The 2,905-nt window shown below is 62.5% G+C and carries 3 protein-coding genes and 1 pseudogene (1 of these 4 only partly in view); 1 reads left to right on the top strand and 3 read right to left on the bottom strand.

The features are described from left to right. A partial coding sequence (locus tag E5W87_RS23940; protein WP_292403110.1) for an L-threonylcarbamoyladenylate synthase occupies positions 1-743 on the bottom strand: 743 nt, incomplete at its 3' end. A gap of 161 nt (positions 744-904) precedes the next feature. On the opposite strand from E5W87_RS23940, the gene E5W87_RS23935 reads away from it, so the two are divergent. Beyond that, the gene (locus tag E5W87_RS23935; RefSeq protein ID WP_292403107.1) at positions 905-1,351 is read left to right on the top strand and encodes a hypothetical protein; all 447 of its coding nucleotides are present in this window, start codon (positions 905-907) and stop codon (positions 1,349-1,351) included. A gap of 72 nt (positions 1,352-1,423) precedes the next feature. On the opposite strand, the gene E5W87_RS23930 is transcribed toward E5W87_RS23935, so the two are convergent. Together E5W87_RS23930 and glyS are read right to left on the bottom strand one after the other, a co-directional pair. Further along, the gene (locus E5W87_RS23930; protein ID WP_292403105.1) at positions 1,424-1,783 is read right to left on the bottom strand and encodes an ATPase (modular protein); all 360 of its coding nucleotides are present in this window, start codon (positions 1,781-1,783) and stop codon (positions 1,424-1,426) included. Positions 1,784-1,892: 109 nt separating this feature from the next. Next, positions 1,893-2,905: pseudogene (gene glyS, locus E5W87_RS23925) on the bottom strand (glycine--tRNA ligase subunit beta) (it continues 1,290 nt past the right edge of the window).

The raw sequence follows: 2,905 nt of genomic DNA, 5'->3' as shown, positions 1-2,905 counted from the left end.
GTGCCGAAGGCCAGCAAGGCTTCGCCCTTTGCGACTTCTGCGGCGTTTATCCGCACCGCAGCACTTGGTGCGTAATGCGAGGCCAGCATGCCCGGAGCTTCAATACCTGCCGCCCCGCGCGACAGCTTCACGCCAGCGGTCGCTTCGATCTCCTCGGCGGCAATGCCGCCCGGCCGCAGCAGCCGCAGCTTTCCGCCCTCGACCTTGACGATCGTCGATTCGAGCCCAACCGACGTTGCGCCGCCGTCGACCACCAGGCTGATTTTCGAACCGAGATCGGCCGCCACGGCCTCTGCCGTCGTGGCACTGATCTTTCCCGAAGAATTGGCACTGGGCGCGGCAAGCGGGCGGCCGAGCCTGGCGATCAGTTCGCCGCCAAAGCCTTTCGGCATGCGCAACGCGATTGTATCGAGCCCGGCGGTGACCAGCGGATGAATGCCGTTGCCCGGCCGCTGCGGCAGCACCAGCGTCAGCGGTCCCGGCCAGAATGTCTGCGCCAGTCTTTTCGACAGCGGATCGAACAGCGCGATGCGCTCGGCCATCGCCAGATCAGCGACATGGGCGATCAGCGGGTTGAAGCGTGGCCGGCCTTTGACCTCGAAGATACGCGCCACGCCAACGCCATTGGTGGCGTCGCCGGCCAGCCCATAGACGGTTTCCGTCGGAATGGCGACGACATCGCCGCCTTCGAGCAGCGCCAGCGCCCGCTCCATCGCCTCGCCGGCGGCAAGTACGTCAGCCACTCTCATCACCTCACAGATGTGGGTGCGTAATACGGTGACGTTTACGGGGCAAGTCCGGGCGTTGGCGAATTACCAAATCGCTAAAATGCTAGCTTTCCTCGCAAGCCCGCATCAATTCCCCCGACGGTATGTTGCCGGCTTGTTGGGCAAGGGGAACTATCATGGTCTGGGTGCGTATCCTGGGAGCGCTTGGTCTCACTCTGGCGGCCGGCGGAGCACAGGCTTCGTCCTTCGTCGTTCTCGGTGCACCATCCTCGACGCCGTCCGTCGTCAGGCTCGGCGCACCCGAACCGGTGAAGGTGGCTGAAAGCACCTCGACGCCGTCGATCGTGGCGCTCGGCGAGCCAGTGCCCGATGTCGCCTATGAAAAAGTTGCTGCGATCCCGAGCCAGCCCAAGCATGATTTCATGCAAAGCCCGATGATCATTCGCGGCGGCATCGTCGGCGACGCCTTCGCAAAACCGGCCCCCAGCGCCGCACCTGCCGCGACCGCCGCTGCCGCAGCGCCTGGTGCGAGGACCATTTCCGACAAAAAGGCAGCGGCAACGAACGGCGAACCCGCAATGCCGCAGCCGACGCCCATTCCCGAGATCGACCAAGCCAGATAGCCGTTCGAGATCAGGACGACGCTCTCGCGCCGCCCTGGTTCACTGAGTAAAAATTCCGTCGCCTGAAAAAACTTAGGCCGCGACCTCTTCGTCCGCGTCGTCGGAGGCGTCCGACTCTTCCTCTTCCTCTTCCTCTTCCTCTTCCTCTTCCTCTTCCTCAGCGTCCGGCGCCTCGGCCTTCACGCTGTCGTCGTCACCGTCATCGTCTTCGTCTTCGTCGTCTTCCTCATCGTTGTCCGAGAGGGTGGCGGCTTTGTCGTCTTCAGCGCCTTCCTCGGCCGTCGCTTCGCTTTCGTCGTCACTGTCCTCGTCCGACAGATCGGCAGCTTCGACTGCAGTGGTGGCGGCCTGGTCGAGGGTCGTTTCGGAAGCCGACTCAAGCGTCTCGGCGGGCGTTTCTTCTGTCACTTCGATGTCGCGAGCGGAATTCATGGAAGCCTCCGTGAGTTTGGGGAACATGCTCCTTGTGCCACGCAGAGATCATCGTCATATGACTGTAAGCCGGCTCGAATCGGCTATTGGAACAAATTATTTCCAAGCCTCAGCCGGCGATCTTCGAGAAATCCGCGACCTGGTCAGTCGCTGCCCGGATGCGCGCCAGCAGTGCCAGACGGTTGGCTCGAACGGCCTGATCCTCATCATTCACGAGAACGCGTTCAAAGAATGAATCAACCGGTTCGCGCAACGCGCTAAGCGCCAGCATGGCGGCGGAAAAGTCTTCATTGTGAATCGCTTGGCCGGCTTCCTTCTCGGCCTGATTCACCGCCGCAAACAGCGTTTTCTCGGCCTCTTCCCGGAATAGAGCCGGCTCAACATGCTCGGCGATCGTCGTTTTCTTCTTCTCCTCGGCAGCCAGAATGTTCGCCGCACGCTTGGTGCCGGCCAACAGGTTCTTGCCGTCCTCAGTGTCGAGGAAGGAGCCAAGCGCCTCGACCCGGCGGACGATTTGAAGCAGGTCGTCGGACTGCGGCGTGATGACCGCGTCGATCAGATCATGCCGCGCACCTTGGTCGCGCAGATAGACCTTCAGGCGGTCGTGGAAGAAGGCGAGGAGGTCGGAGCGGTAGATTTGTTCCGCCTTCCTTTCCAGCGTCGTAACTGCATTCTTGTCGAGATAGTTCGCCCACTCATAGGCGCTTCCGAAGATGGGTGTGAGCGCCAGTCGGATACCGTTCTCGACCAGAATCCTCACCACCCCCAGCGCCGCGCGGCGGAGAGCATAGGGGTCTTTCGACCCTGTTGGCTTCTCGTCGACCGCCCAGAATCCAACAAGCGTGTCGAGCTTGTCGGCGAGCGCCACGGCCACGGATACCGGATCGGTGGGCACGCGGTCGGACGGTCCCTGTGGCTTGTAGTGATCTTCTATCGCTGCAGCGGCGGAAGGATGCTCACCTTGCAGCAGCGCGTATTTACGGCCCATGGCGCCCTGCAATTCCGGGAACTCGCCGACCACCTGGGTGGTGAGATCGGCCTTGGCCAGAACGGCAGCACGACGTGCGAGCGCCGTAATCTCCCCCCTTGAGGGGGAGATGTCGCCGAAGGCGACAGAGGGGG

This window comes from Mesorhizobium sp., assembly GCF_004962925.1.
Classification (GTDB): Bacteria; Pseudomonadota; Alphaproteobacteria; order Rhizobiales; family Rhizobiaceae; genus Mesorhizobium.
The sequence above is the reverse complement of the archived record's forward strand: the minus strand, read 5'-3'. Positions and strand labels throughout refer to the sequence as shown.

Coding starts and splice junctions, on each gene's coding strand:
- E5W87_RS23930 (WP_292403105.1), bottom strand. CDS start 1,783: ATGAATTCCGCTCGCGACATCGAAGTGACAGAAGAAACGCCCGCCGAG.
- E5W87_RS23935 (WP_292403107.1), top strand. CDS start 905: ATGGTCTGGGTGCGTATCCTGGGAGCGCTTGGTCTCACTCTGGCGGCC.